The sequence below is a fragment of the Trichormus sp. NMC-1 genome, from assembly GCF_001858025.1.
In the GTDB taxonomy this organism is placed as follows: domain Bacteria; phylum Cyanobacteriota; class Cyanobacteriia; order Cyanobacteriales; family Nostocaceae; genus Anabaena.
Genome location: NZ_LZQD01000001.1, coordinates 384,688 through 410,895, shown reverse-complemented (window position 1 = coordinate 410,895; position 26,208 = coordinate 384,688). Strand labels below are relative to the sequence as shown.

Here is a 26,208-nt window from a genome sequence, read left to right as displayed (position 1 = left end):
ATCCAAGTAAGGTACACCGAAAAAAGATTTAACCGCAGATAGAAGAGAATGGACGCAGATAAACGCAGATAGATTTGTACCTCAGCAAACTAGAAAATGCTATATTGTCTCTAGATTCATCTGCTAAATCATGTTGTAAATGGCGCAGTTTCCCCTTAACGAATCCCCTTAAATCGCTCCTTCGCACCCTCAAAAGCATCTTGCATCACTGCTTGAATTTTCTGGGGATCAGGTTTTTTCCCACCCATTAAATCACCAAAATAAACACAAGCACCTTCACCTAAAGCCCATGTATAAGCTGCTGCCCAAGATGCAGCAATTACGCTGCCGAAACCAGGAATAAATTTAATTAACTCCCTGGCTACGGCTTGAGCGACAAAACCACCAGCAATGGCACTCACAATACCCCCAGCTTGAGATGGTGTCAAGGTTTGCCCATATAATTTACCCAATAATCCCACCATTGATACTTGCAAAACTGTTAAAACAGGCATGGTTGCAAAAGGCAAAGGCACTGCTGCTAAAGTAGCTGCCATGATCGAAAAAGGTAAAATATAACGTCTTCCTGCATCCCGATAAATATTACCTAATTTCTCCCCGGCTTGTTTATCTAATAATTGATAAATTGCTTTTGATTCTGCTTCAGGTAAGAGTTCGGCTAAATTATCTCGCAGTCCTTCTAAACCATAAAATACAGGATGATAACCGTCTTCTTCTAAAGTAAAATCAATCAAAACTGCATTATTATATAAACCTAAAAAATTTGCTTTTATTTGGGTAAATGCTCGGTTTAATTCTGCAAAATCTGGGGGATAATGAGGATGATCCTCTGTTGCGGGTGGGTAAATTTCATGTAAGCAAGTCACCACCAGCAAACAGGGAATATTTGGATATTGTTGACGCAATTTTTGTGCTATTTGTCGCAGGGTATCAGTTGCGAAATCATTAATTTTCACAGTCAGAATTAAGACTCTAGCCCCTGTAGCCTCTGTTTGTAAATCACCAATTAACTCTTGAATAATTGTTTCTGTATCTTGATTGACATCTCCTAGCCCTACAGTATCCGTAAAAACTAGCAATGGCAAATCACTGGAAGGATAAGCATAGCGTTGGGTATTTTGGGTGTGGGGACGAAAACCCTGTCCGATAATTTCCGCAGAAACTCCCGTTAAACCCCTGACAATAGAGCTTTTACCCGCTTGGGGTTTACCTAACAGTAGCGCTTCTGTAGTGGGTAATTCAGCGCGAATGGTTTCTAAAATCTCTGCTACTTGGGCATCACTGACAGTAAACCATTGTCCTATGGTCTGTGTTACTTGGTCTACAGGTAGGAGTTGGATTAATCTGGCTGTGGTTTTGTTGACAACACCAGAAATGCGGTTTTTCCAAGAATTATTTTCCGACTTGGGTTTCATTTCATCAGCCGGTGTCTTCAATGAGTCTGTGTTGGGTTGCTCAGTCATTGGTGTAATTTCATCTTGCCACCACTTTTAGTATAGCTGTGGTGTTCAACGCTTGCACGATAGCAAAGCGCTCGGTAGCAATAGCTCTGATTCATATCCATAAACGCTGAATGGGATAGCTATCAAGAGTTTGATCACGACTCACTACAACTAGGGAATTATTAATTGCTTGAGATACCAAAATACGATCAAATGGATCTTTATGATGTAAAGGCAAATTATACAGTTGAATAGTGTCTTTTAAGGTAATAGATAATAACTTAAATCTTGTTGTTGCAAAACTATCTTCGATAGTATTAAAGTCAGAATATAAAGAGAGTTTACCAATTTTCAATTTAATGGATATCTCCCAAAAACTAGCAATACTAACAAAAACATTATCTGTATTTTCAAGTATATCTTTTATAGAGTTGGGCAAGGTTGGATCAGCTTCTGCTAACCAAATAAAAACATGAGTATCTATCAACACAGAATCCATTATATATATTCCTCAAATTCTTCTAAAGGATCATCAAAATCTTCTGCCAAAGGTAACACAAAAGTTCCTTTCATTGAACCTGATAACGGTTTTTTAACGGTTACATCTTCGACTTGTTTTTTTTCTTCTGCTTGTTGAAGTGTTGAAGATTTAGTGATTAAATATTCGGCATAATGTAAAAGTTCAATTTTGAGAGAATTGGGTAGATTTTCTACGATTTTTAATAAGGCTGTTTCGGTACTCATAATTACTCCTTTTGTAATTTATAAGGATTAAATAATGATGGTGCATTTCAAATATAATTGTACAGTACAACTCAACCGACAATATAGGCGAACTGACATCGCAGTTGACAATCAAGATAGTCGCTACAAGATCAGCGATCACACTGTATGGTATGGCTTATAAAAAGAATCTGCGGTTATTCAGATTATTTTATCTTGGATAACCATTCAGATAATTTTGGATACCCGTTTCTAAGCTGTTGTGCTTAAGTTCGATGATAGTGTTGCTTGGTTAATCAGCAACACCTCATAATCAATCCCCCTGGGGACAATCATCCCAGAGAGTTGTAGTCTCTCGCAAACTCTGATGAGTACCATTCCCTAAAATCAAATGGTCTAATAGGGGAATACTTAAAAGTTCTGCACCTGCTAATAATTGCCGTGTTAATTCTATATCAGCTTCACTAGGTTCTAAATTACCAGAAGGGTGATTATGTGCCACTATCATCCGCGTTGCACCATGACGAATTACTTCCCGAAAAATATCACGGGGGGAAGCTAAAGTTTCCGTCGCAGTACCAATAGTAATTACCTTTGTTCCCAGAAATTTATTTTTTACATCTAATAAGACTACCGCAAAACGTTCTTGATTTTGCCACATCAAGTCTTGACTAAGCGTTGCAGCCGCAGCAAGGGGACTGTCAATTACTGTTCCATCTGAGGGACGAGATAAAAAAGCGCGTTTGCCTAATTCGATTGCTGCAAGAATTGTTGTGGCTTTTGCAGGCCCCACACCGGGAATTGCCATCAACTCAGCTGGTGTAACTTCCCTTAAAGCTGCTAAAGGGTCACGCTGATGTTTGCCCAACTCCTGTAGTATAAACTGCCCCAAGCCAACGGCGGAGAGTTTACCCGGCCCTTGTCCAGTACCCAGCAAAATAGCGATTAATTCAGCAGTGGCTAAGATTTTTGCACCATGTGTCATTAATCGCTCGCGTGGACGCTCATTTTCGGGTAAGTCGGCAATTCTGAGGCAATAAGTCATACCATTTGGGGATTTGAGATTGGGAATAATTGGGTAGAGCTATATTTATTTATCTCTTATTTGCTTGACCAATTATCCCTGTTTGCAAAATCTTTAATTTTGCTCAGTATTACTTAGTTATACCCAGTTGAAACTGGTAATCGCTTATTGATAAATTTGCGTAGCTTTGAGCATATGATAAGTAATGATTAACTGTGTAAGTGCGAGGGGATAACTTTGCAGTGTTTCTCCGGTTGTACCCGCAATTTTACCTAGTTCTGGATTAATTTCGCGATCGCATATATTTTTTAAATAAGGCATATCCGAACACATAATATGCTCTATTTTAGTCACCTGTTCTAAGGTAGCGTGACCATCAACTTCCAAGACATCCACTGGTTTACCCATATCTCGGCCTAGTCCCAGACGAACTGCTGATTGAGAATCACCATTACCAGATTCAGTAATTTGGGTAAAATCTGGATGGGGAATAGAAGGACGCAACACCAAACGCACATTTAAATGACCATTGGTTTCATTTTCCTCCTCTTTTGTAGGATAGAAACTAACCACAATATCCGACCATTGACGCTGGGGACGGATATACTGTTCTGAGTCTGGTTCACGTTTTTCTAGTTCTGCTAATACTTGTTCTGGGGTATAACCACGTTTTTGTGTATCCCGCTTAACTTTCCAAGCAGCGCGGACTGGTTCAGGAGGGGCAAGATATACTTTTACATCATAAGCATCACGGGCTGCACGGGTAGAATAACCCAGTAAACCTTCTATAATCACAAATTTATTCGGTTTAATGTATTGTGGTGGCTCAAATGTCCCTGTTTTGTGGCTGTAAACAGGCTTGAGAATCGGCTGTCCTGTCCGTAGCAACGATAAATGCTGCTGCATAATATCCAAATGGTTACAGTCAGGATGAAGGGCTGTAATGCCAATTTCTGCTCGTTGTGTGCGATCGTAACGATGGTAATCATCTGTACAAATGAGGGTAACATTCTCCGGTCCAAGTACCTGAGCAATTCCTCTAGTCAATGTCGTTTTACCAGCAGCGCTGTCACCAACAATCCCAAGAATAATTGGACGGCTCATTTTACCCCCTCTAACACAAGCTAGTTGTGTGATAATGTTTACAGAGAACAATTTTAATTAATTGTCTAATTTTAGAAGGGAAATTGAAAATTAATTCAACCAAAATCATCTTTGCAACATCTCTACATAAACGGAGTTGAGGAGATATTTTGGTAGAGTCGGCAGGCAAATGACGGAAGTGATATCATCTGTGTATCTGTGTCAAAATCCGTTTGTGCTATGTACGACAGGCATATTTTTGAATGATGACAAAACAAACAATTGGTTTAGAAAAAAATCTGTATAATTATTTACTGTCTGTTTCCCTACGAGAACCAGATGTATTAACTCAACTGCGTCAGGAAACCTCCCAATTGCCAATGGCTCGGATGCAGATTTCCCCAGAACAAGGTCAATTTATGGCGTTGTTGGTGAAGCTGATAGGCGCAAAAAAAACTTTAGAAGTAGGTGTATTTACAGGTTATAGTTCTCTGGTGACAGCGTTGGCTTTACCAGCTGATGGTAAGATTGTCGCCTGTGATGTGAGTGAAGAATATACCAGTATCGCTCGGCGCTATTGGCAACGAGCCAACGTAGCTGATAAAATCGATTTACATATTGCTCCAGCTTTGGAAACTTTAGATAAATTATTGGCATCTGGTGAAGCGGAAAGTTTTGATTTTGCGTTTATTGATGCTGATAAGGGGAACTATGAAAACTATTATGAGCGATCGCTCCAATTAATTCGACCAGGTGGACTAATTGCCATTGATAACGTCCTTTGGTCAGGTAAAGTCGCAGATTCCGAAGTTCAGGATAATCAAACTAATAAGATTCGCTTTTTGAATCAAAAGTTACATCAAGACTCACGAATTACTCTGAGTTTGGTTCCTATCGCTGATGGTTTGACTTTAGGGATGAAGAATTAAACGCAGAGGTACGCGGAGGTTAACGCGGAGGTTCGCAAAGATGAAGTTATATCATGTCCGGCTAATTGCTGATCAAAAAAACTCTCCCTGTCTCCGCGTTTGCCATCATGATAAGTATTCAACTGGACATGATATGCTTGCTATGCTGTTTCCATTTTTGCTGTTGTCTCGTTCTTTTGTCTTCGGTTAAATTATCAAAACAGTGCGGACAGGAAATTCCTTCTTCATATTTAGGTGAGGTTTTATCTTCTTCTGCAATGGGATGTCCACAACAAAAGCATAACTCATAACTTCCTTCTTCTAATCCGTGACGAACTGCGACTCGTTCATCAAATACAAAACACTCTCCTTCCCATAAAGTTTCTTCGGCAGGAATTTCTTCTAAATATTTGAGAATGCCGCCTTTGAGGTGATATACTTTCTCGAAGCCTTGAGAAAGCAAATAAGATGAGGCTTTTTCACAACGAATGCCACCAGTACAAAATAAAGCCACTTGTTTATGTTTGCTGGGGTCAAGTTGTTCGTTTACATATTCTGGAAATTCTCGGAATATCTGAGTTTGCGGATTTTCAGCCCTTTTGAATGTACCCATGCTGACTTCATAATCGTTACGGGTATCGATTACTGTAACTTCTGGGTTAGAAATCAAATCATTCCATTCTTGAGGACTGACATAAATTCCCACTTTTTCATTGGGATCAATTTCAGGTATTCCCAAAGTCACAATTTCCTGTTTTAACCGCACTTTCATTCTTTCAAAAGGTGGCGTTTCTGTGTATGATTCTTTATGTTCTAAATCTGCAAACCGAGTATCACCACGGAGAAAGTTAAGAACTGCATCAATTGCTTGACGGGAACCAGCAATTGTACCATTAATCCCTTCTTGAGCTAGTAAAATCGTGCCTTTGATTCCTTGTTCCTGACAAAAAGATAGCAAGGGTTCTTGCATTTCGGCAAAGTCAGGTAAACTAATAAATTTATACAGTGCAGCCACAACTACAATATTTTTTTGGTGCATCTATTTACAAAAAATGAATATTAGGATAATATCTTGTCAAGATTTAAAATTGCGTCCCTTCATTATTAAAAAGAATTTTGAATTGAAAACGGGGGTTTAGCTCAGTTGGTAGAGCGCCTGCTTTGCAAGCAGGATGTCAGCGGTTCGAGTCCGCTAACCTCCATTAATGATGACGAAATACAACTGACAGGTTATTTGCTGGCATTTGATAAGTTTTGTGCAGAATCAAATTTTGCGCGTTAGCGGCTTTGATCACATCCTCTAAATTACGCACTCCCCACTCTGGGTTTTGCAGCTGTAAAGACTCATCAAAAGCCTCGTTACTCGGTGCGGTATGTTCACCGTTTTGTTTGTAAGGTCCATATAAATAAAGAATACCACCAGAGGGAAGAATCCGTCCCGCACCAGCCATGAGTCCTAAACAGGCTGACCAAGGAGAAATATGAATCATGTTAATGTTAACTATAGCGAAAATAGATGATTCGGGTAATGCTTCTTTCTCCACTGGCCAAATTGGTAACTCTACATCTATGTCTAAAGGGTGAGAAATATTCTGACTCGGAAATTCTTCTGCCCAAGCAGTAATACTATCGCGTAATATGGGGTTAGGGTCAGAAGGTAACCATTGACGGGGTTTGAAGCTAGGTGCAAAAAACACAGCGTGTTCACCTGTACCACTGGCAACTTCTAAAATAGTGCCATTGGCAGGTAATACTTGTAAAAGTACCTCTAAAATGGCTTCTCGGTTGCGCTGGGTGGCTGGTGCAAATTGTTTTTTGTCTGGTGTTGTATTCATATAATTAAGTTATCAGAATTAAGCAATCAAGCGATCGCTATTGGTTCACTTTTTTAGCCAGAAATTCAGGAGAACAACTTGCCTAAATCAATTCATTCTACTCAACCACCACTCAAATTTATTCCCCAACGCCATAACCCGCTAATAGTGAAAATTGCCTCTTGGGTTGTCCCCTTTGCTCTGCGGGTGAGAACTAGACCTTGGCTACCTGCGGGTATTGTCAATATTGAAGCCAAGAATGCCGAAGTCTTAGCTAAATTATACCAGGAATTTCAAGCTGGGAAAATCCGCTTTTTAATCGCATTTCGTCACCCAGAGGTAGAAGATCCTCTAACTATGTTATATTTTCTTACCCGCATTGTTCCCAAAGTGGCGCGTCAACAAGGAATTCCTCTACAATATCCACTACATAGTCATTTTATGTATGAACGGGGAATGACATTATGGGCGGGAAAGTGGTTAGGATGGTTATTCTCTGGACTTGGGGGTGTACCCGTTCGCAGGGGAAGACGAGTAGACCGAAACTCTATTCAAATGGCGCGGGATTTATTTGCTAATGCCAAAATGCCCATTGCCATTGCACCAGAAGGTGGTACAAATGGTCATAGTGGCATAGTTAGTCCTCTAGAACCGGGTGTAGCACAATTGGGTTTTTGGTGTGTAGAAGATTTACAAAAAGCCAAACGTGAAGAAACGGTTTTTATTATTCCTATTGCCATTAAATATAGTTACGTTAATCCACCTTGGGAAAAAATAGATTGGCTGTTATCTAAATTAGAAACTGATAGCTGTTTACCCGTTGCAGAAATTAATCTAACGGGACAAAAAAAAGAAGAACTTTTATATCAACGTTTTTTGCGTTTAGCTGAATATTTAATTTCTGAAATGGAAGATTTTTATCGTCGTTTCTATCATCGAGATTTACCGGAAATCATTACTGAAGAAAAAGTCCCAGCCAATGAAGTGTTAATTACCAGATTACACCGATTAATGGATACGGCTTTACAAATTTCAGAACAATATTTTAATATTCAGCCCCAGGGTAATTTTATTGATAGATGTCGGCGCTTAGAAGAAGCAGGTTGGAATTATATTTATCGGGATGATATTGAGGATATTCAAAGTTTACCACCTTTCAAACGTGGTTTGGCTGATTGGGTAGCAGAAGAAGCTGATTTAAGAATGCAACACATGAGAATAGCAGAAAGTTTTGTGGCTGTAACTGCTAATTATATTCAGGAAAAACCAACGGCGGAAAGATTTGCAGAAACAGCATTATTAATGTTTGATATGTTGTCTCGAATTAAAGATTCTACTTTACCAGGAAGACCGCGTTTAGGTTTAAAACAAGCAATGATTACTGTAGGTGAGCCAATTTCTGTCAGTGAAAGGTGGGAGAGTTGTCAGGGGAATAAACAAGCGTTGAGAAAGGGTGTTAGTGATTTGACTGAGGATTTACAGGTAATGTTGGAGGAGTTGATTAAATAATTCGTAATTTGTAATTCGTAATTCGTAATTCGTAATTAAGTTTGGTGACGGTGATTTAAACCGACGGTACTCGGTTAAAGATTAGTTTCACACCCAGACAAAAAGGATTTTTCATATTCACAGATTAATTTTTTTGGCTTTTTGTCCACAGCGGACAATTTTCTGATACGATAAAAAATCCGACTCCTTTAACATAGATTGACGTATGAGCAAGGGAACCCTGTTTGACAAAGTTTGGGACTTACACACCGTTGGGACACTTCCATCAGGACTAACACAACTATTTATTGGACTACATCTTATTCATGAAGTTACCAGTCCCCAAGCCTTTGCTATGCTCAAGGAGCGGGATTTAAAAGTATTATTTCCACAACGGACAATAGCCACAGTTGATCATATCGTCCCCACAGAAAACCAAGCTCGTCCCTTTGTGGATAGCATGGCCGAAGAAATGATCCAGGCATTAGAAAAGAGTTGTCAAGAAAATGACATAACTTTTTACAATATTGGTTCAGGGAATCAAGGTATAGTCCACGTCATCGCTCCCGAACTAGGACTCACCCAACCGGGAATGACCATTGCTTGCGGAGACAGTCATACATCAAGTCATGGTGCATTTGGAGCGATCGCATTTGGTATCGGTACAAGCCAAGTTAGAGACGTACTCGCCTCCCAAACCTTAGCATTATCAAAATTAAAAGTCCGCAAAATCGAAGTTAACGGTAACTTAAAACCCGGAGTTTACGCCAAAGACGTAATATTACACATCATCCGTACCCTCGGCGTAAAAGGTGGCGTAGGCTACGCTTACGAATTTGCCGGCACCACCTTTGCACAGATGAACATGGAAGAACGGATGACCGTTTGTAACATGGCCATAGAAGGCGGTGCAAGATGCGGATACGTCAACCCCGACCAAATCACCTACGATTATCTGCAAAATAGAGACTTCGCCCCCAAAGGATCAGACTGGGAAAAAGCCGTGACTTGGTGGGAATCTCTCAGTAGTCATGCTGATGCAGAATATGATGACGTAGTAGTATTTAATGCCGAAGATATTCCCCCCACAGTCACATGGGGAATTACACCAGGTCAAGGAATTGGCGTAGATCAAAAAGTCCCCACAGCCGCAGAACTCCTAGAAGAAGACCGCTTTATAGCCGAAGAAGCATATCGCTACATGGACTTATATCCAGGTCAACCTATCCAAGGAACAAAAATTGATGTTTGCTTCATAGGAAGCTGCACCAACGGACGCATTAGCGACTTAAGAGAAGCCGCCAAAATTGCCCAAGGTCGCCAAGTAGCAGAGGGTGTGAAAGCCTTCGTAGTTCCCGGTTCAGAAAGAGTCAAAAAAGAAGCCGAAGCCGAAGGACTAGATAAAATCTTCCAAGCAGCCGGCTTTGAATGGAGAGAACCAGGCTGTTCCATGTGTTTAGCCATGAACCCCGACAAACTCCAAGGAAGACAAATCAGCGCCTCCTCCTCCAACCGCAACTTCAAAGGAAGACAAGGATCATCCTCCGGTCGTACCCTCCTCATGAGTCCCGCAATGGTAGCCACAGCAGCCATTAAAGGCGAAATCGCCGACGTGCGCGAACTACTTTAACCCCCTCTTCCTTTGCGCCTTTGCGCCTTTGCGTGAGACCTTCATCAACTCAAAACTATGGTAAGTGAAGTCAAACAAATATCCGGTAACGCCGTTCCCCTGATTGGTAACGACATCGACACAGACCGAATCATACCCGCCCGCTACCTAAAAGCAGTCACCTTTGACGGCTTAGGAGAAGGCGTATTTATCGACGATAGAAAAGCCTTAAACGGTCAACACCCATTTGACCAAAGCCAATATCAAGGTGCGAAAATATTAATAGCGAACCGCAACTTTGGCTGTGGTTCATCAAGAGAACACGCACCCCAAGCCCTAGCAAAATGGGGAATCAAAGCCGTCATTGGTGAAAGCTTCGCCGAAATCTTCTTTGGTAACTGCGTCGCCATGGGCATACCATGCGTAACTGCACCCAGCGAAACAGTCAAGCAACTGCAAGAATTAGTCACCGCTAACCCCCAAGCATCCCTTACCATAGATTTGGAAAAATTGCAAGTGAAAATTGGTGACTTTACCGCCCCAGTTGTCCTTGGTGAAGGAACGAGAAGCACCTTTATTTCGGGAACTTGGGACGCTTGCGGACAGTTAGTAGCAAATGCAGAACAGGTAAAAACAACAGCCGCGAAATTGCCTTACATTGGTTGGGAGATATTAGCAGCAAGTTAATGGTTTTACATTCCCTGGCTGGGCTAGGGAAATACACTATAAAACGAGTTTGGTATTATAGTAAAGTGAGTATTTGCTTGTCAAGATAGTTTTTCCCAATTCAAAAAGAATTTTTTTATGCTTAACGGCCCTTTGCATGAACAACCTCGCAACCAACGAGCTACTGTAATTCGTACAAGTAATGAATTTGTGCTTCTGGAATGGCTAAAATCCACTGGACGCTTAATAGCGCGTGAACCGGTAGAATCAGATCGTCTCAATGAAGTGGAAGAAATTTCTGAAATCATAGACCTCGATGATATTCCCTATGATCATGATGATGACGACGCAGAAATTGATTTAGAAGATTAGTACTATAGCAGGTGACAGGGGACAGGTGACAGGTAACAGTTTGAAACGTCTTTTGGTGTCTAGGTTTTATCATCACTTGGTGTCCTAACCGCCCTGTCCGTTGCTATATAAGGCAGAAGCCACAAGACAGCGCGTCATTTTAACTGTCTGGTGATTTCTGCCAATATGAGAAATTTTACTGAAATTTGCGCTCCTATATTCCTGCGGAGACACTGCTAAATACTCAAGCCCCTATGTAAAGAAATAGCAAAACTATACCTTCAGATGTATATTTTTATGTTTATGTCTATCCTATCCTCCTGGAAGGGATAATAATTAATGAGTATAGGGAATTATACAGTTATATCAAGATCGGCTAATTGTTTATCAAAAAAACTCACCGCGTCACCGCGTTTGTCTTCATGATAAATATTTAAAAGGGCTTGATGTTATTCCTGTTTACACTCTCTGCATTCTGGTTATATTGAGGATTTAATTGTGGTTGCAACGCCGGAAAAACTGCAACATACCCACGAGCATCTACCCAGCCAAGACCGTGTAGCCGTATTACTTATGGGCTATGGCGAAGTCGAAAGCTACGAAGATTTTGCTAACTATAACGAACAAGCTTTAAATCTCCTGACTGCGAAATTTGCACCTGTTCCTACTTGGATTTATCCCCCTTTAGCAAAGCTTTTAGCTTTATTTGACCGTCATGAATGGGGACACACACACCATGATTTTATCTCCCCACATAATGCCATCTTTGAAAAGCAAAGGGCTGGTATTGAACACGAATTACAACACAAATGGGGTGGTGGTGTCCAAGTTTTCAAAGCTTTTAACTTTTGCGCTCCTTTTTTGCCAAATCAAGTTTTAGCAGAAATTAAAAATCAAGGCTTTAGCAAAATCTTGATTTATCCACTTTTGGTTGTAGATTCCATTTTCACCAGTGGTATTGCTATTGAGCAAGTGAATAATGCTCTTGTAGAATTAGCTGATGGTGAAGAACATTGGGTTAAGGCGATGCGCTATATTCCTTCGTTCTATAATGAACCAGGATATATCAAATTGATGGCGCAGTTGGTGGAAGAAAAAATTAATGCTGACGTAGCCGCAGCTTATTTACCTTCCCAAATTGGTATTGTGCTGATGAATCATGGTTGTCCCCACAAAGCCAAGGGATTTACTTCTGGAATTGATGAAAGTCAAGCGCTTTACGAATTAGTCAGAAATGAGTTAATTAACCGTTATCCTTTAATTTCTGTGGGTTGGCTCAACCACGACACACCACTAATTGAATGGACACAACCAACTGCTACCCAAGCGGCTAAAAATCTAATTCAATTGGGTGCAAAAGTGATAGTCTTTATGCCTATTGGTTTTGCAACAGAAAACCACGAAACTCTTTTGGATGTTCACCACATCATCCATGATTTAGAGAAACAGCATTCTGATGTTGATTATTTACAAATGGCTTGTGTAAATGACAATCCGCAATTCTTAGATATTGCTGCTGAATGGGCAAATGCTCATATTGCAGAATTAATGCAAGCTGAAGAAATGGTAGTTAATAGAGAGTTAGCGATAACTCATCATCATCATCACCATTAGGTTATAGATGACAGGAGAAGCAGAAGAGAAAAAATAATTATCCAATTTTGTGGGACGGGCTTCTAAGTAGAAAGGCACAAAAAAACCGTAGACGCGCAGCGGCTTCTCGAAGAGTACTATCTAACTAAACGTAAAGTTGCCCAAAAACCTCTTTCCTTCTGCCTCCTGTCTTGTCATAACGACAATTTTTAACGCCAACCTACTTAGCCTGTCAGTGTTCAAAGACCGGCAAGATGCCTACCCCACAATAATTTAAAAGAATTAATTGGATATTTTTTTATTTTGTAGTCCCTAATATGAGGACAAAGAAATTAATGTCATAATCATTTTTAAAATCGGTATTAATATGATTTTTAGGAAAATTTATATTAGCATGATTTTACTATTTCTCGGTATCCAAGTGAGTGTTACCCAAGAAATAGCGCAAGCACAAACCCCAGTTGCACAAGCAAACACTACAAAATCAACTTGTCCTGCTCAATTACCTTCATCCGTAGATGCTATTATCAATCTTCCTCAATTTAGTCGTATGCGCTGGGGAATTTTGGTAAAACCCTTATCATCTGGGCAATCTCTTTACAATCGAGATGCGGAAAAATACTTTATTCCTGCTTCTAATACTAAACTATTCACAACAGCAGCTGCATTACAGAAATTGGGAGCAAATTTCCGCATTCGTACCTCTGTTTATCAAGATGGTGAAGGTATTGTGCGTGTTGTCGGTAGGGGAGATCCTAGCTTAAAAGATGCTCAACTAACAGTATTAGCAAAACAGTTATCCCAACAGGGGATTCGGCAAATAAATCAGTTAATTGCTGATGATAGTTATTTTCAAGGAGAAGTTGTACATTCTAGTTGGCAATGGGAAGATGTACAGGCTTATTATGGCGCACCAGTAAATAGTTTAATTTTAAATGAAAATGCTTCTGTTTTAACATTTTTGCCGCAAACTATAGGTAAGCCACTAAAACTTAATTGGGCTGAACCTACAGAAGCATATCGCTGGAAGATTGAAAATAATACTGTAACTACTTCAGAAAATGAACGAAGTTTTGTGGAAGTAAACCGTGATTTAAAAGGACAGATATTACGGATTCAAGGACAATTAGCTGTAAATTCTCCACCAGAAATAACAGCTTTAGCTATTTTTGATCCTGTTGAAAATTTTTTAAGACATTTTCGGCAAAGTTTAGGAAGAGAAAAAATTTCTGTACAACAAACATCTAGTAGCAATGGTGGTAAAAATGAACAGGAAATAGCAGCAATTGAATCTGCACCTTTATCTGATTTGATGGTAGAGACAAATGTCAATAGTAATAATTTGTTTGCGGAAGCTTTACTCAGAGTATTAGGTAGTAAACAAACATTAGCAAAAAATCAACGTACTGCTGATGCAGGGCTACAAGTTTTAAAAACTACTTTAACTGAATTGGGAATTGAGTCAACAAATTATATTTTAGTAGATGGTTCTGGATTATCTCGCAAAAATTTAATTAGTCCAGAAGCTTTGGTGCAACTTTTGCAGGTAATGGGTAAATCATCCCAAGCTGAAGTTTTTCGTGCTTCTTTACCTGTTGCAGGTATTAGCGGAACTTTGAAAAATCGCTTTCGCAACACATTTGTGGAGGGAATTGTCCAAGCAAAAACAGGTACAATGACTGGTGTAGTTTCCTTATCTGGATATATTAATGCGCCAAATTATGAGCCTTTAGTTTTCAGTATTATGGTGAACCAATCTGAACAGCCGGCAAGTGTCGTCAGGAAAGCTATGGATGACATTGTAGTTTTATTGTCGCAGTTGCGGCGCTGTTGATACAGAATTATTTAAGAGTAAAACCCTCGTGATATCTGAATTTTTAGTTGAAATTTTTTACTCCATTTACCTGCAATCTGCTGGATTATTCTGAGCTATTTCTTAATTAAATTCTGAATTGATCTTAAATCGTAATCTAGGATTTTTCCGGTAGTTAAAAGTTGATATCCAGCGATGAATAAAGCAAATGAACCGATAATTACTAATAGGTTTACAGACGCGAATACATTACTAGTGAAAAATATTACGCCAATTCCCAGGGCAAGTAACAGCCAGCCTAAAGAATGATTTATCCGCTTTTGAAAAAGAATATAAACTCCTGCCATACAGACTATAATACCAGGAAAACGAATAAAAAGGCCAACTCGGATATTAGCAGTTAAAATTACAATTCCGGCAACCATTAAACCTATACCAATTAGCTTATTGGTCTTATCGGAGGTAGTTGGTATACTTCTGTTAGGAATTTGCGGTTGAAGTGATGTGGGATTGGAGGTAGCAATAATATCTGATTGCTGATTTTGTTGATATTGGAATACAAATGTGATGGCATTTCCTTGTCCAAGAGTGATTTGATCTCCTATATTTAATTGATAGGGAGTTTTAGCTTCTAGCTTAGTATTATTTAAAAATGTGCCGTTGGAACTTCCTAAATCTTCAAGAAAGTAAATACCACCTGTTATTTGAATTTGTGCATGAATGCGAGAAGCTATATCCCCATTTGGCAACTGAGAAACATCAATATCTGGTAAACTTTTTTCATTGGGCTTACCAATAAGAATTACAGTTAGATTGGGTGATAACTCAAAAGAAGTATTGGTTTGAAGATGAAATAGTTCTAAATTAAATCCAATATTGTTGACGATATTTATATTTTGCATAGCTGATTTTTTGGGATATTTATAAATGATTGAACACTGCTAAATATATTAAGCATTGGGTGTGGAATTAAGCTAATTTATGAAAGTGATTACTGTTAAGCGATACTTCCCCGTTTTCTAGCTTCTTTGTAGGAAATTCCCACATTTTTGATCCCGGCTTTAATCATTTGTTGTTCCAAAAGGGCAAAGAAACGGGCTTTATCACCACCTCTGACAACGGCTTGATTATGTGCCTCCGCAATTGCCACAGGATAACCGTATCCTTTTTGCACTTGTGCCAGCATTAATCCTAGGGCTTGGTCAAGCATGATTGTATTTTGTGCTACCCAAGCCGGAATTTCAATCCGGGCAATTTCTGTACCTACATGAACGTAACAAAAATAAATAGTTTGGTCTTCATATAATTCTAAAATCCGGTTATTACTGCGCCATAGGGGGCCACGTTGTCCAGGTAGGAGTTGGGTTGTCCATAGGGTTGTATCTCGCAAAGAATCAAATATTTTACATGGTACATATTCTAACTGGTTGGGGCAATAGCTGACACAATCGGGTACTGGGTGGGGACAAGCCAACAACCGTAAAAAGTTCATGGCTTCGATATTGCGAGAGGCACTCAGATAACCCATGATGGGAATTTGGGCTGCCCGCATCTGTTGCCAAGCCTCTAAAATGGGGGGTAAGATGCGATCGCGTGCATCCATCGGCAACTGTTCTAAAAACCAGTATATTAATGAACCATCCACCATTGCTAAAGCTGGGGCTTCTGTTTTCGCACTGCAAGCAAGTTCTGCTAATACCGTAGTTTCTGAAGCTGTGCGACGATGACTCATCCATTCCTCAGTTCTAATTCCCCACTGACGCGACACATATAAATCTTCAGGGCGGTAAAATACCTCCGGTAAACTATCTAGTAAAGGGTGACGATTTTGACCATAATGTAAAACGACTCTACCAATATTTAGCAAGTAACAATAAGCGATTTCGTGATGATTAGGTGCTATTTGCGAACCATCGGTAGCGATGACAGTATGAACTTTAGGGGGGACAGGGATAGTAATACAGGTTTCTAGGGGTTCAATTGGGGTAGCATTAGCAAAGAGAATGCGATCGCGCCATTTTTCTTGACGTGCAATTAACTCCTCTTGACACTCAACAGCTTTTTGTAAATGTTGCTGTGCTAACTCCAAACGCTGGCGACTCGCAGCTACTTCTGAAGTTAAATGTTGACTGAACCCTTGCATTTGTCCCGATATTTTTGTTAAATCAAGCATACTGACTAAGTGTAATTGTGTGAATAAATGTAATATCGTTTTCGGTTAAAGACGTATCATTAGGGAACCACGCGGAGAGTTTTTTTTGATAAGTCATTAGAGGATGTTTTAAAAGTATTTTTGGTAACATCAAAAGTCTCAGAACCTAACCCCCAACCCCTTCCCTACCAGGGAAGGGGAGTAAGAATCAAAGCCTCTCTCCCTGTGGGGGAGAGGTTTGGAGAGGGGTTTAGAGTATAATTTGCAACTTTTCAAACATCCTCTTAATCGATATGATATATAATTAATAACTGTATGCTAATAATTGGTAAAATAGCGTAATGAAAAAATGGAAATTAACAATTGCAACTCTCATATTAGGAACTATATTATATAGCCCGAAAGTGAGTGCCAAAAATTTGTCAACTATTTCCGAATTTAGAATAAAATCATCCTTCTTAGCACAAACTAATCTTAAAGAGGCTGTAGTCTATTTCCATCGCGGACTTAACCGCCATACATCGGGAGATTTAAAAGGGGCAATAGAAGAATATACTCAAGCGTTACGTTTGCATCCTAATTTTCCTGAGGTTTACTATCAACGTGGTTTTTCCCGCCATAAATTGGGAGATTTAAAAGGGGCGATTGCCGATTATAACCGAGCTATAAGCATTAATTCTAACTATGCTGGTGTCTACAATCATCGAGCATTAGCTCGCCATGATTTAGGAGATTTGAAAGGCGCTATTGAAGACTACAACCAAGCATTACTTCTTAATCCTAACTTTCCTGAAGCTCACAAAAATAGAGGAATTACGCGTCATCACTTAGGTGATCATCAAGGATCAATTACCGATTTAAAGACAGCAGCTAACTTATTTCAACAACAGAAAAGAATCACAAATTATCAAGAGGTGATTGAGTTAATTCAGAAGATAGATCGTAAGTAATTTAGATTTAACTTACACCTACGATCTATAATTCTCCTGAAGCCCAATTAGAAACTGAAGTAATCTATAGCGATTCTAAATGAGCCATGAACACCTATTTTATAGTAGATGTTGGGTTACGACGCGGTTTGGTGATTTATCTGTAAGCGTTATAAGTTAATTACCGCATCTAACCCAACCTACAAGATGTTCACAACCTCTGCAAAAATTGCTATATCTCTCCAGTTAATTACAACCAAGTTGAAAAATCGTGAGCAAAATGAGAAAGTGATATTAGCTGAATGCGTGGATCATTTTTTCCTGATTCCCGTTCTGGTTGAGTATTATAACCCCAATCTGCTAGAAAAAGTTTGACATGATCTAAGTCTGATTGCTGTTGAACTAATTGTAATGTTTTCAGCCTATCTTCAACAAACCATAAACTCACAGGTTGGGTATTTGCTTTCTCAATTAATTCTCGCAAAGTTTCATATTTTGGGCGCTTTACTTCCTTGCCAAAAATCGCATCTGGTGGTAAATCAAGCCCTTCTTGTTGTAACAACTGCTGGACAAAACGTCCTTCTTTAGTAGTAACAATATATAACTGAACTGCACTCGCAAGAGTTATTTTTAATCTTTCGATCACACCAGGATAAAATCTATGCAGACTTAACCAACCATCTAAATCTGTCTTAATCCAATCATCCCGCAGATTATCCAATTTTGTAGAAACTTCTTTCGCTTCTAGGTTATCTGCTGCCAAAATTTGTGGAGTGATACTTGTCCATTCTTGGATAATTTTATCATCCGAGAATCCAGTAATCAAGGCTTTAATTAAAACAGGCATTTCCCAACCTGTTTCAATTACCGGACGTAAGCGATAGAATCTTAAAGCTAAATCATCTGGTGCTGTGTCATTAGCAGGTGACCAAATTTGACAGTAGGTACGCCATGCTACCTCAAAATATTCAATTAGTCCATCGCAAACCACTCCATCAAAGTCTAAGGCTAAAATCGTGGGACTATTCACTGTCATTGTTTTGAGGATGAAAACTGCTATTTTCAGCTTACCGCACCTTTATATATGGATATGTAACAATTACAGCAGCAATCAGGAGCCAACAGTCAGCAGTTATAGCAGGTGACGCTTCTCAATAGGTTATAACCGCAGTCAAAAGTAGTATGACTAAGACTGTGAAGACAAGGGTATACGTTTTTTTGTAGAATTGCTGATTTATATCTAGACGCAAATACGGAATTACGTTATGCTTGGCATTGAAGCGCAAATTGGTTCATCTATGAAGACAACTCAGGTATTGAAAATAGCTCTAATTCCCATCCTAGCAATATCTACCCTTCTATCTATATCAAATACAGCATTAGCAGACTACTTGAGAAGTGAAGGTTTTGGTGGTGAATATCGCTATGAATTATGGTCTACTGATGATGGTAATGATTACTATTTGAAAATTTGGGATAAAGATAAAGATCCACAAACAGATAGTTATCGGAAAACGAGAAGCTTTAAATCGAGTAGAGAAGCATTAATTCATTTTGATTGTAACTACGCTGGTAAAAGCTTACCTGAATGTCCAAAATAATAATTAATTAATTTCAGATACCCGACTTCTTTGAGAAGTCGGGTATCTGTGTATTATAGGATTAGTCTGCACCCTCAATAGGTGCAAAACCTTGACGTTGGATGTTTTCTGTGATATGTCGTGGTTCTAAGAATTGCAAAAGATAATCAGGCCCCCCAGCTTTTGAACCGACTCCAGAAAGTTTGAAACCACCAAAAGGTTGACGGGAAACGATCGCTCCAGTAATATTTCGGTTAATGTATAAATTCCCAACCTCAAACTCAGCTTGCGCTTGTTCAATGTGGGAAGGTGTACGGGAATAAAGACCACCAGTTAAAGCGTAATTTGTGCCGTTAGCAACTTCCAAAGCTTCTTGAAAATCTTTAACTCTAATTACTGCTAAGACAGGGCCAAATATTTCCTGCTGTGCTATTACCCCATTTGCAGGAACTTCCGAAAAAATCACAGGACCGATAAAATAACCTTGGGTTGGTGCGGGTAATTCCAAAGCCACTTTCGCTTCTTGTTTCCCTTTTTGAATATACTCCAAAATGCGATCGCGCGAATTAGCATCAATCACCGGACCAACTTGGGTACTAGGTAATTCCGTTTCCCCAATATTCAAAGATTTTGTTGCTTCAACCAACCTTTCCACAAAAGCATCATAAATTGGTTCAAGCACAATTACCCGTGAACAAGCAGAACATTTTTGGCCACTATAACCAAAAGCAGATTGGACAACTCCGACAACAGCTTGGTCTAAATCAGCACTTTCATCAACAATGATGGCATTCTTCCCGCCCATTTCTGCAATGACTTTCTTCATATGCTTTTGACCAGGTTGAAGAATTGCGGCTTCTGCGTAAATTCTACAACCTACTTCCTGAGAACCAGTAAAAGCAATCACATGGGTATCAGGATGATTAACCAAATAAGCACCGACTTGAGAACCTTTTCCGGGGACGTATTGAAAAACACCTTTGGGTATTCCGGCTGCAATCAAGATTTCTGTAAATTTAGCAGTAATTACAGAAGAAGTTTCCGCAGGTTTGAGTAAAGTGCAATTTCCGGAAACCAAAGCAGCAACAGTCATACCGCAAGCAATAGCAAGAGGAAAATTCCAGGGAGAAATAACAACAGCGATACCTTTAGGCTGGTAAATATAACGGTTAGTCTCACCAACAACGTCATAAATTACACCTTTATCTAGCCGTTCCATTTCCTCAGCGTAATAAAGACAAAAATCAATTGCTTCCGAAACTTCCGCGTCAGCTTCCTTAACAGGTTTCCCCACCTCCAAAACTATCCAAGCAGAAAGTTCAGCGCGTCGTTCCTCCATTAACTCCCCAGCTTTCCGCAAAATATCAGCACGTTGTTTAACTGGAGTTTTCTTCCAAGCAGGAAAAGCAGCTTTAGCAAATTTCATTGCTTCCTCTGCTTGTTCAATATTCAAAAGTCCAATTTTACCAACCACCTGACTAAAATTAGAAGGATTCAGAGAATCAACAAAAGTTGTAGTATTCACATATTCCCCATTCAAAAAAGGTAAATAAGTTTTCCCCAACTGCTGACGCACATTTTCAAAAGTCAAACTCGACTTCTTCCTTTTTTCCTCTTCCGCAAAATCAGTATCCGCAACACCGAAGAACCCCCCCTCTGTCCCCCCCGCAAGCGAGGGGGAAGCTGGAACTAGAATTGGTGGTGCTAATAATTCTTCAACGGGACGATTTTCTAAATTTTGCCGTAAAAACGAACTATTCGCGGTATTTTCCAATAATCGACGAATTAAATAAGCCATTCCGGGGAGAAGTTCACCGTAGGGACAATAAACCCGGACGCGATAACCCTTATCTACCAAAGCTTTGGCTATTTTATCACCCATGCCGTAAAGAACTTGCATTTCAAAACGACGACGGGGAACTTGGAGACTTTCAGCAATTGCGATCGCGCGAGATTGCGATCGCACATTATGACTTCCTATGGCAGAATAGACATACTGATGATTTTCTAGTAATAGCTGCGTAATCGTTTCAAAATTCGCATCTGTGGCGACTTTATCATTATAAACTGGTTGCGGCCAATGTTTTTGGGCAGCTTTGATAGTTTCCTGATCCCAATACGCACCTTTAACTAAGCGAATAGTCAGAGGATAACCGCGTTGTTTTAACCAAGCAATAATATCTTTAGCATCTTGTTCACTATCACGCAGATATGCTTGAATAGTCATCCCGATATCGGTACGTTGACGAAATTCCTCTTCGAGTAACAGCTTTTTGAGAATCTTGAAAGTAATATCTTTATAGGCGTATTGTTCCATATCGAAATGGACGGCTGCACCTAATTCCTTCGCCCGACGTAGTAGAATACGAATGCGATCGCTCACTCGTTCTTCACTACCTTCAGCATCTAAAGGATCAAATTGGGAATAAAACGCCGTTAATTTGACAGAAACCTGCACTTTCGGGATATTTTCGCCGTCAGCTTCATCAATAGCCGGAATTTTCGCCCAATTTTTTGATGCTTCCACCAATTGCTGCATCAATTCTAGGTATCTTTCTAAATAAGATTGTGCTTCTGTTTCCGTAATTACAGCTTCACCGAGTAAATCAATGGTGAAAGCCATTTTATCTTTTCGCAGTCTCTCAACGGTTTTGATAACTTGCTTAATATTTTCCCCGGAAATATACTTATGTGCTAAAGTTTCTACAGCAGTGCCTACAGTTGTCGCCGCTACCTGTGCGGGCATAGAATCAGGGTTAGCAAAGTTTAAGATTCCTTTTAAAGCTGCGGGTAATTCTACGGACTCATCTCCCAAATACTCTTGTAAATGGGAGGCAATTTCTGATTTACTATGTAAAGCAGGCAAAGTGTCTATAAACCGAAATAATTGTACCCGTAAACCAGGATTACTCATAGCCCAATCGAGTAATTTATCATCCCAGCGCATTTGGTCCCGTAAAGCCGATAAAAATGAGCGATTTTCCTGACTAGTAGCTAAAACTTGTTTAGCAATTTCTTGGGTTTTCGCTTCGTATCCGCTGTTTTCTACTTGTAATACCATAAAATTTGTTAGTTGTAGTTGTTAGTTGTAGGGGTTTAGCATTGCTAAACCCTTACTGTCTGTTTCCAAACGACATTTTTTTGGCGTAATGTTGAATGATAGTGTAAAAATGGATTACGGTGTTATTTCTAACTTAGTTAACGCCATTTTGTAAACTTTCCTAGTAGTTTTGAATGTGGTTGTATTGAATATCTGGAAAAACTTGGCTTTAGTATCTTTGGGGATAGCTATAGTCTGCTTAGGAGGTTGTACAAAAAAGCCGACAAATACACAATTGGAAGTATGGCGGAAAGAAGCCAGCAATCGCAATGCGGAAATTCTAGCAGATAAAGCCAAAAACAACTCGCAGCGTCAGTGGAATTTAGTTATTCAGGGTGAGACAGGAAATGGTAAATCGGAAACCTTAAGTTGGCCGGAGTTGCTTAAGTTAGCTACAACCAATGTTAATACCATTGATGCAAATAACATTGTTAATCCAAATCAAGTATTTAAATTTCAAGGAATACCTGTATCTACACTGCTAAAAAACTTTGGTATTCCACCGGGAGTGACAGAAATAACTTTTGTGTGCTACGACGCTTATCAAGTAACAGTAAAAATAGAAGACTTACTCACTTACCCAATTATTTTAGCACTTGCCAAAGATAATAAACCAATTCAGCGTGACCAAGGTGGCCCCCTTTATTTAATCTTTCCCTATAGTCAATATCCTCAAATCAAACAAAAGTATAATGAGGGATTTTGGGCATTTTATGTAACTCATGTTATCTTTGGTACGGAAAAAGCATTGGTTCGCGTAGGTAATCGTCAACTCAATTTAGCCAATCTTGATAAATTACCACAAGTTACCCTGAACCAAAATGTTGGTTATCGCGTCTGGTGGCCTAGTAGCAAAGTTAAATTACATGGTGTCAGAGTAAAAGATGTGCTTTCTTTAGCTGGAATAGAACCTCAAAGTTCTGTAGTCGTAACTGGAAAACCAGAAATTTACCGTAGAAATTCTGAACCTACAGAATTAGCATCTACAGACATAAATAACTGTAATGTCATTTTAGCAACTAGATGGGGTGAAAATAAACAGCCAATTTTATCAAAAATGGGTGGTCCTGTGACTCTAGCTTTTGGTGATGATTGTCCAAGCAAAACTAAAAATCGACGCTGGGTGACTTTTGTAGAAGAGTTAACTCCACAACCATGAAAATTTTTACTTTTCGTTCTATTCGTACCCAAATTATAGTTTCTACCACCTTGCTGATTCTTGGTTTGATTGGTGCGATAGTTGCAGTTTGGGTAAAAAGTGAAAATACCCTCTACCGTCAAGAAAAGTTGAATGATGCGAAAAGTGTTACTAACATTCTCAGCTATACATACTCTAACGAATTTTCAGAAGAAAATTGGAGTCAAATCCGCTTAAACATAGATTTGATCTTACGAGAAAATGAAGACTTTGTTTATGTCTTCGTCTCTGATAACCGTCAAGACAATCAAATTGCTGCTGCTTCCCCTAACGAATATCAAAACCAGTACATACCCGATATTGTTCCTTTAAATATTACCAATAATGCCTTAAAATCTTCAGAAAAAGCTCGCATATCCGAAACATTTATCCTCAAAGATGTTTATTTTGCAGATCAATTGCGAATTAAACGTGGTGAACCCATCATTGAAGTAGCTTCAGATATTCGCACACTAGCTGGTAAAAAACTAGGTGTGTTAAGAATTGGGATGTCTCTACAAAAAGTAGATCGTGCTGTTGCTAATGCAGTAAATCAAGCTTTAACAGTCGGTTCTGTAGGACTGGGTGTCGGTTGGGTGTGTGCCTACATCCTAGCACGACAGTTGAGTGATCCTGTGCAACGTTTACAATCCAGTGTAGCTCAAATTGCTGGAGGTGATTTACAACATCGTGCAGATATTAATAATCGTACAGATGAAATTGGCGCATTGGCAAATTCCTTTAATGAAATGGCTGCAACATTGCAGATATCCTTTAGTAAGTTGCAAAAAACTTTAGAATCATTTGAGAAATTTGTACCAGATAAATTCGTTTCTGTCATTGCCCCCCAAGGAATAGAAAATATTCAAGTCGGTAGGGCTTCAACGCGAAAAATGACAATTTTATTCTGTGATATTCGCGGTTATACTTCTATGTCTGAAGCAATGGCACCGATAGAAATATTTACCTTTTTAAATGACTATTTAGCTTGTATGGGAAAAGCCATAGATGAAGCAGGGGGATTTATTGATAAATATATCGGTGATGCCATCATGGCCTTATTTGATGATGATGCTACAGACTGCGCCCTCAAAGCAGCAATTTTGATGCAAAAGGCTTTAGATCAGTTTAATTATCAGCGATCTCAAAAAAACTTGCCCATTATTTCCGTTGGTATCGGCATTCATCGTGGTACAGTAGTGATGGGTACAGTGGGCTTTACGTCCCGCATTGATTCTACAGTTATTGGCGATGCAGTCAATGTTGCTTCTCGGATCGAAGGACTAACAAAGCAATATGAATGTGGCATTTTGTTAACTGAATCAGTAGTTAAAAGCTTATTTCATCCAGAATTATTTTGTCTCAGACTCGTAGATGAATCAGTGAAAGTAAAAGGCAAAGATGGAGCAATATCTATTTATGAACTACTAGTTAATTGACCACAATTCAAAATTCAATACACCATAAATTCAGAAACTTGTTTTTAATTGTAGTTCAATCAAATATTACATTTGAGAACTCGCACTATTAAATAATAAAAACGCTTCTCCACACCATCCAACAAAAACCACCCATACCTCCCCCACCAAGAATCAAACCAAAAAATTCCACTAGGTAAATGGGCTTCAGGGGCTGTGATATCAAATATCAAATCGTCGTAGTACATCCATTTATTGTCTTTTCTCCAACCAACTTGATCACCAACAGCATCCCAAACTTCTCAGCGAAATTTTTTAGTTCCCCGTAGACTTTGATAAGTACGGCGTTGTACAGAAAAGCCAAAACGCCTATAACTGTGTATCACACACAATGGATCATTTGTTTTTTCATACCTACCTACTTAACAGCAAAACTTGTAATCAACTTCGCTAGCAGTTCAGGTTGATCTTCAGGTACGAAAGTACGTGATTTTGCAACACGCTCTAGTCGAGCATTAGGGAAGGATTTTGTGAGGCGTTCAGCAAAGTTATAAGTAAAGAATGGATCGTCTTCACCCCAAACAATTAAAACTGGCTTGTTAAAATTGGGAAAGGAACGGGCTGCTTCCAGAGTGTAACGATTTGAAATACCACACACAGCTTTGGTTAGATCGTGACGCACCCCAGAAAAACGAATTAGCGGTGTAAAGTATGCGGATTCTTCTTCTGGTTCCAAGTGTCTATGTGCAAGTAGCCCAAACAAGATATGTCGGGCTAAAGACCAGTCCATTAACTGTGAAAATGCAAAGATAAAGCCTGGTATGTGAGCGGCGTACTGAAGGGGACTAAAAAACAGCGGTAAAAAGTTTTCAAAAGCATCACAGTTAGTAAGTACAAGTCCTGAGATTTTTTCGGGGTACTCGTTAATGACTAACTGGCATATAGCACCGCCTGTATCGTTGCCAACTAAAGTGACATCATCTAAATTGAGGGCTGTAACAAAATCTGCTACTAAGCGAGCAACACCAGGTGGAGTTAAGTCGGTGTCAGGGTTCATTGGTTGGATATGAGAGCCGAGAGGTAAGTCTGGTACAATGCAGCGAAACTCACCTTCGAGTTTAGATACAACATCACGCCAAAGTCGTCCATTAACCAGAAGCCCGTGTAGAAAGATTAATATCGGTCCCTGTCCGCGATCGCTGTAGTGGAGTATTCCTTGGGGTAGCTTGACAGTTTTATATTGTGGGGTGTGATTTTCTTGAGCGTCAAAACTCACGTTATCCTCCTGTTACTGAAAAATATCCAGCTTGCTTTTTTATATTTTACGCCTTATGTCAA

The 26,208-nt window shown here is 39.4% G+C and carries 23 protein-coding genes, 1 tRNA gene and 1 pseudogene; 12 read left to right on the top strand and 13 right to left on the bottom strand.

Annotated elements, in window-relative coordinates; all coding sequences use genetic code 11:
- Positions 1-155: 155 nt before the first annotated feature.
- The 5 genes from A9Y75_RS01745 to A9Y75_RS01725 form a co-directional block, all read right to left on the bottom strand.
- A complete protein-coding gene (locus tag A9Y75_RS01745) occupies positions 156-1,463 on the bottom strand; it encodes a GTPase (protein ID WP_071187656.1) in 1,308 nt (435 codons plus the stop codon).
- Between the two features lie 91 nt (positions 1,464-1,554).
- On the bottom strand, positions 1,555-1,941 hold the full coding sequence (locus A9Y75_RS01740) for a type II toxin-antitoxin system VapC family toxin (protein ID WP_071187654.1): 387 nt from the start codon (positions 1,939-1,941) through the stop codon (positions 1,555-1,557).
- Complete coding sequence (locus A9Y75_RS01735; RefSeq protein WP_071187653.1) at positions 1,941-2,186, bottom strand: DUF2281 domain-containing protein; 246 nt, start codon at positions 2,184-2,186, stop codon at positions 1,941-1,943. Before A9Y75_RS01735 ends, A9Y75_RS01740 begins: the two co-directional genes overlap by 1 nt.
- 292 nt (positions 2,187-2,478) lie before the next feature.
- Positions 2,479-3,210, bottom strand: coding sequence for a DNA repair protein RadC (radC, locus tag A9Y75_RS01730; RefSeq protein ID WP_071187652.1), 732 nt, complete (start codon positions 3,208-3,210; stop codon positions 2,479-2,481).
- A 144-nt stretch (positions 3,211-3,354) separates the two neighbouring features.
- A complete protein-coding gene (locus A9Y75_RS01725) occupies positions 3,355-4,293 on the bottom strand; it encodes a phosphoribulokinase (RefSeq protein ID WP_071187648.1) in 939 nt (312 codons plus the stop codon).
- 245 nt (positions 4,294-4,538) lie between these two features.
- Here A9Y75_RS01725 and A9Y75_RS01720 point away from each other — a divergent pair, with 245 nt between their 5' ends.
- Positions 4,539-5,201, top strand: coding sequence for a class I SAM-dependent methyltransferase (locus A9Y75_RS01720; protein WP_071187646.1), 663 nt, complete (start codon positions 4,539-4,541; stop codon positions 5,199-5,201).
- A gap of 118 nt (positions 5,202-5,319) precedes the next feature.
- On the opposite strand, the gene A9Y75_RS01715 is transcribed toward A9Y75_RS01720, so the two are convergent.
- Entirely contained in the window at positions 5,320-6,219 is a 900-nt protein-coding gene (locus A9Y75_RS01715; protein ID WP_071187644.1) for a rhodanese-related sulfurtransferase, read from the bottom strand.
- 90 nt (positions 6,220-6,309) lie between these two features.
- On the opposite strand from A9Y75_RS01715, the gene A9Y75_RS01710 reads away from it, so the two are divergent.
- Positions 6,310-6,382 (top strand) — tRNA-Ala (locus A9Y75_RS01710).
- On the opposite strand, the gene A9Y75_RS01705 is transcribed toward A9Y75_RS01710, so the two are convergent.
- Positions 6,383-7,015, bottom strand: coding sequence for a class I SAM-dependent methyltransferase (locus A9Y75_RS01705; RefSeq protein WP_071187642.1), 633 nt, complete (start codon positions 7,013-7,015; stop codon positions 6,383-6,385).
- A gap of 78 nt (positions 7,016-7,093) precedes the next feature.
- On the opposite strand from A9Y75_RS01705, the gene A9Y75_RS01700 reads away from it, so the two are divergent.
- The 6 genes from A9Y75_RS01700 (at position 7,094) to dacB (ending at position 14,535) form a co-directional block, all read left to right on the top strand.
- Positions 7,094-8,503 carry a 1-acyl-sn-glycerol-3-phosphate acyltransferase gene (locus A9Y75_RS01700; protein ID WP_071187641.1) on the top strand — a complete coding sequence of 470 codons (1,410 nt, stop codon included), beginning with the start codon at positions 7,094-7,096 and terminating at the stop codon, positions 8,501-8,503.
- A 205-nt stretch (positions 8,504-8,708) separates the two neighbouring features.
- A complete protein-coding gene (leuC, locus tag A9Y75_RS01695; protein WP_071187639.1) occupies positions 8,709-10,112 on the top strand; it encodes a 3-isopropylmalate dehydratase large subunit in 1,404 nt (467 codons plus the stop codon).
- 57 nt (positions 10,113-10,169) lie between these two features.
- Complete coding sequence (leuD, locus tag A9Y75_RS01690) at positions 10,170-10,778, top strand: 3-isopropylmalate dehydratase small subunit (RefSeq protein WP_071187637.1); 609 nt, start codon at positions 10,170-10,172, stop codon at positions 10,776-10,778.
- 117 nt (positions 10,779-10,895) lie between these two features.
- The gene (locus A9Y75_RS01685) at positions 10,896-11,129 is read left to right on the top strand and encodes a DUF3134 domain-containing protein (protein ID WP_071187636.1); all 234 of its coding nucleotides are present in this window, start codon (positions 10,896-10,898) and stop codon (positions 11,127-11,129) included.
- A 477-nt stretch (positions 11,130-11,606) separates the two neighbouring features.
- Positions 11,607-12,722: a ferrochelatase gene (locus A9Y75_RS01680; protein WP_071187635.1), complete on the top strand. Its 1,116-nt coding sequence runs from the start codon at positions 11,607-11,609 to the stop codon at positions 12,720-12,722.
- 373 nt (positions 12,723-13,095) lie between these two features.
- Positions 13,096-14,535: a D-alanyl-D-alanine carboxypeptidase/D-alanyl-D-alanine-endopeptidase gene (dacB, locus tag A9Y75_RS01675; protein ID WP_236721302.1), complete on the top strand. Its 1,440-nt coding sequence runs from the start codon at positions 13,096-13,098 to the stop codon at positions 14,533-14,535.
- Positions 14,536-14,630: 95 nt separating this feature from the next.
- Here the strand turns inward: dacB and A9Y75_RS01670 are convergent, their stop codons facing one another.
- Complete coding sequence (locus A9Y75_RS01670; RefSeq protein WP_071187634.1) at positions 14,631-15,416, bottom strand: FHA domain-containing protein; 786 nt, start codon at positions 15,414-15,416, stop codon at positions 14,631-14,633.
- A 95-nt stretch (positions 15,417-15,511) separates the two neighbouring features.
- Entirely contained in the window at positions 15,512-16,687 is a 1,176-nt protein-coding gene (locus A9Y75_RS01665; RefSeq protein WP_071187633.1) for a DNA double-strand break repair nuclease NurA, read from the bottom strand.
- Positions 16,688-17,007: 320 nt separating this feature from the next.
- Between A9Y75_RS01665 and A9Y75_RS01660 the strand changes: the two genes are divergently transcribed.
- Positions 17,008-17,616 (top strand): tetratricopeptide repeat protein, encoded by a 609-nt coding sequence (locus A9Y75_RS01660; RefSeq protein ID WP_071187632.1) that lies wholly within the window; start codon positions 17,008-17,010, stop codon positions 17,614-17,616.
- A 229-nt stretch (positions 17,617-17,845) separates the two neighbouring features.
- On the opposite strand, the gene A9Y75_RS01655 is transcribed toward A9Y75_RS01660, so the two are convergent.
- Positions 17,846-18,631: an HAD hydrolase-like protein gene (locus tag A9Y75_RS01655; protein ID WP_071187630.1), complete on the bottom strand. Its 786-nt coding sequence runs from the start codon at positions 18,629-18,631 to the stop codon at positions 17,846-17,848.
- Between the two features lie 229 nt (positions 18,632-18,860).
- On the opposite strand from A9Y75_RS01655, the gene A9Y75_RS01650 reads away from it, so the two are divergent.
- Complete coding sequence (locus A9Y75_RS01650; protein WP_083389462.1) at positions 18,861-19,196, top strand: hypothetical protein; 336 nt, start codon at positions 18,861-18,863, stop codon at positions 19,194-19,196.
- Positions 19,197-19,257: 61 nt separating this feature from the next.
- On the opposite strand, the gene pruA is transcribed toward A9Y75_RS01650, so the two are convergent.
- Complete coding sequence (pruA, locus tag A9Y75_RS01645; RefSeq protein WP_071187629.1) at positions 19,258-22,236, bottom strand: L-glutamate gamma-semialdehyde dehydrogenase; 2,979 nt, start codon at positions 22,234-22,236, stop codon at positions 19,258-19,260.
- Positions 22,237-22,411: 175 nt separating this feature from the next.
- On the opposite strand from pruA, the gene A9Y75_RS01640 reads away from it, so the two are divergent.
- Positions 22,412-23,434 (top strand): molybdopterin-dependent oxidoreductase, encoded by a 1,023-nt coding sequence (locus A9Y75_RS01640; RefSeq protein WP_071187627.1) that lies wholly within the window; start codon positions 22,412-22,414, stop codon positions 23,432-23,434.
- On the top strand, positions 23,431-24,891 hold the full coding sequence (locus tag A9Y75_RS01635) for an adenylate/guanylate cyclase domain-containing protein (protein ID WP_071187625.1): 1,461 nt from the start codon (positions 23,431-23,433) through the stop codon (positions 24,889-24,891). The genes A9Y75_RS01640 and A9Y75_RS01635 overlap by 4 nt, the downstream gene beginning before the upstream one ends.
- Before the next feature lie 59 nt (positions 24,892-24,950).
- Here A9Y75_RS01635 and A9Y75_RS29240 read toward each other — a convergent pair.
- Positions 24,951-25,157, bottom strand: a pseudogene (locus A9Y75_RS29240) (GUN4 domain-containing protein); the annotation flags it as partial.
- Positions 25,158-25,288: 131 nt separating this feature from the next.
- Positions 25,289-26,146 (bottom strand): alpha/beta hydrolase, encoded by an 858-nt coding sequence (locus tag A9Y75_RS01630; protein WP_071187623.1) that lies wholly within the window; start codon positions 26,144-26,146, stop codon positions 25,289-25,291.
- Positions 26,147-26,208: the final 62 nt, after the last annotated feature.